This window comes from bacterium, assembly GCA_024224155.1.
Classification (GTDB): Bacteria; Acidobacteriota; Thermoanaerobaculia; order Multivoradales; family JAHEKO01; genus CALZIK01.
This window is the reverse complement of record JAAENP010000277.1, coordinates 1-2440: the sequence shown is the minus strand read 5'-3', so window position 1 is coordinate 2440 and position 2440 is coordinate 1. Positions and strand designations below refer to the sequence as shown.

Sequence of the window (2440 nt, the reverse complement as noted above, 5' to 3'; positions counted from 1 at the left end):
TCGTTACCTTGCGCCTCGTTGAGCACCGCACTCGTCTTCTCGGTCTTCTTCGTGTTGCTCGCCGGGTCTTTGCGTAAGCGCGCGAGGGTCGCGTTCTTCTTTTCCAGCTCGGCCATCATCCAAAAGCAGGTCTCGACGGTGGCTTTGAGTTTCTCGTACTCCTTCGTATCGAGGGCGGACTTGGTACGCTCGACGATCGCCCCCACTTCGGCCGCCTCCAACTCGATCACCTCGGGTTTGCGTCGTCTCATGGTGCCGCAAGCAGCTCGCGGAAATCTTTGCGCAGCGGATAGCCCAACACTTCCTTCTTCGGCTGGGTTACCTTCTTCGTCCGCGCGTTATGGCCGATGCCTGTGGTCTGACCTAGGGCGATCCAGTTGGCTGCGAGGTAGCATGTGCCGCGGAAACGGGCTGGATCCACGAAGGTCTCGAGGTAATAGATCGGGTGGCTGTAGAGGCGCTCCCAGTCCTGCGACAGCACCCGCGCCATTCGCCCCAGAAGATGCGACGCCAGATGCGCCACCTCCACCCAGGGGAGGATCAGGAACCGGGTGTTGTAAGCCAGATAGCGAACGTTGCGACGCCGCGCCTCGCCCGACCAACCGATGAAACGGTCGCGCGGGCCCAGATGGCGCGGTGCCGAGCCCCACGCCATACACGCCACCGGTCGCTCCGAGGCCAGGATCAAGTACTTCAGGTGCTCGCCCACCGGCCGCGTGTAGCCGAGGTAGTGGTACTCCTCGATCAGGCCATCGTAGAACGCCTCCCCCCGCGTGCGCCGGACCTGGAGGATCTCGAGTGGCCGAATCTCTTTCAGACTCCTGCACAGCGGCGTGCGGTCGATCAAGGCTCTCTGAGGCGTGGGCCGAACGACCACGTTGTTGCGGGGAACAAAGCGCACGGGGGGTAGCTCGATGAGCCGGGCGCGATGCAACTTGAGCATCAGGCCGCGGCAGACCATGTCCCGCAACTCGCCGTTGGCTTGTCTCCAGTCCCAAGCCTCGCAGAGAAGTGCCGACAGCCGACGGCGGCTCGCGCCAGGGTGGCGGGCAATGAGCTCATTGATGAAAGTGATGTCGCCGTGCGTGACCTCGCGACCGCGGTAACTCAGCTTCACTTCCATGGTCAAGGAAGCGTACCGGACGGATTTCTGGAACGCAACCCCCTGGAAGAAGAATCTTCTCTTCACTGGCTGGCGACACGCAGGCGACGCCACGCAGGCGCGGCCCGCGCCGCTGAGTAATCGCCTGCCGAAAGCAACACTTGGAGCTCATGGGCTTCCAGTGACCGTTGCGTCTTTCCTCCCGGCCAGAACCGGAACCGGCCGCTGGATAGCCGCTTGTAGCAGAGCCAGAATCCCTGGCCGTCGTAGACCAGGATCTTCACCGCCGTCGCCTTGCGGTTGCGGAAGACAAAGATCCAGCCGGAGAACGGGTCGCTGTCGAGCTCGTCGCGAGCCAGCCGGGCCAAGCCATCAATACCCTTCCGGAAGTCCGCGGGCTCGATCGCGACCCGGATGCGCATCTGCGGCGCAAGCTGGATCATCGCGCCAAACTCCACAACGCACGGGCCACGGTCTCCAACTCTGCCAGCGCCGAGCCCTGGAGCTCGACGCGCAGGCGGGCCCCCTGGCCGTCCTCGAACTCGAGGATGCACTCCGGCCTCCCCGAGGGGGCGCCCAACGGAATCTCGAGGAACTTGATCTCGCTGAGGGGCTCGACGGCCGAGCGCTCTTCGGGGCCCGACGCGACGCGTTTCTTGAGTGCGTAGTAGTCAAGTCGCAGGGCCTGGGCCGTCTTCGAAACGCCGTGCTCGCGACCGGCCGAGGCCGCGGCACGCCACAACACCTCAGGGATGCGGGTGCCTCGCTTCCGACTCTGCCGCCAGCGCTCGAACTGGCCGCGAACGTCACTCAGAAGGTCGGGGCGAGGGCGGCGGGATCCTTGCTTCATCGGCTGTCCTCCGTCGGTGGATGGTTAGACCACCAACGGTAGCCGCCACTTCACGATCCGTCACGCACGCTTGCTGAAAGGACACGAGCGAGCTGCTATGTCCGCTGCATTGGTCTTGGTACGCGACGACCTAGCCTTACAACTCGGGCGTGTCAATCGACCGCTTAGAACCTTTCGCGCGACCCGGGTCAAGATCGCCCGGAGCTACCTCGACGACCTCGGTGAGGGGCGCCCATTCAGAGGTGGGATGGGCCTCAGCGAGGCGCTCCTTAGGCTCTACGACGAGAGCAAGGATGATCCAGAAACCAACAGATTATGCCTCGATGCTTGGGACGCACTGCTTGAGAGCGGAGCGTATATCGCCGAGGGAGCTCTTTCACGCTTTGATTGAGACTGACCCAAAAGGACGGCTTCGCGGCGGGCGGACGAAGCCTTCGAGCGGCGTAGCCATCGTACGGTAGGCCGGCGGAGCCCGCGGTTCCCCGCCC

At 63.9% G+C, this 2440-nt stretch carries 4 protein-coding genes; all 4 read right to left on the bottom strand.

Going from position 1 to position 2440, the window contains the following annotated elements; all coding sequences use genetic code 11:
- A partial coding sequence (locus GY769_14420; GenBank protein ID MCP4203113.1) for a hypothetical protein occupies positions 1 to 251 on the bottom strand: 251 nt, incomplete at its 3' end.
- Positions 248 to 1123, bottom strand: coding sequence for a DUF4338 domain-containing protein (locus GY769_14415; protein MCP4203112.1), 876 nt, complete (start codon positions 1121 to 1123; stop codon positions 248 to 250). The genes GY769_14415 and GY769_14420, both read right to left, overlap by 4 nt.
- Positions 1124 to 1185: 62 nt before the next feature.
- The gene (gene tnpB / locus GY769_14410; GenBank protein MCP4203111.1) at positions 1186 to 1545 is read right to left on the bottom strand and encodes an IS66 family insertion sequence element accessory protein TnpB; all 360 of its coding nucleotides are present in this window, start codon (positions 1543 to 1545) and stop codon (positions 1186 to 1188) included.
- Positions 1542 to 1952, bottom strand: a complete 411-nt coding sequence (locus GY769_14405; protein MCP4203110.1) for a hypothetical protein — start codon at positions 1950 to 1952, stop codon at positions 1542 to 1544. Before GY769_14405 ends, tnpB begins: the two co-directional genes overlap by 4 nt.
- Between the last annotated feature and the right edge of the window lie 488 nt (positions 1953 to 2440).